General features: G+C 72.9%; 1 pseudogene. It reads left to right on the plus strand.

From position 1 onward, the window contains the following. A pseudogene (locus EN852_RS35200) lies at positions 1-451 on the plus strand (anti-sigma factor); the annotation flags it as partial.

Consider the following 451-nt stretch of genomic DNA (forward strand, 5'->3'; position numbering starts at 1 on the left):
GCCTTGCGAGGCGCGGTCAGCCGCCTGCCCCGCCCCGAAGTCAGCGACGCGTTTCTGGCCCGCATCGCGGCAATCGGCATGGCGGATACCGAACGGCAAGGCGACGCAGAGGCGACCGAGCCGCAGCGCGGCACGCCGTCGGCGCTGCCGGGATTGATCACGGGCGCCGGCGCCGGCCAGAGACGGGAAGCCGGGACGCGTCCTTCGCAGGCGCGGACATCGCCAAGGGCACGCCGCTTCGGCTCGTTCGACTGGCGCGCCATGGCGGCGTCGATCATGATCAGCGCGGTGCTGGCCAGCGGCGCCACACAGTGGGCAATGCAGCGCGGCGCGCCCGACAGCTTCGCCGCCGGGGTAGCCAGCGGCCATCGGCGCAGCATCTTGGCGCAAAGCCCCGTGGATGTCGTCTCGTCGGACCGGCACACCGTGAAGCCCTGGCTGGACGCGAGGC

Source organism: Mesorhizobium sp. M2E.F.Ca.ET.209.01.1.1 (assembly GCF_004010375.2).
Lineage (GTDB): Bacteria > Pseudomonadota > Alphaproteobacteria > Rhizobiales > Rhizobiaceae > Mesorhizobium.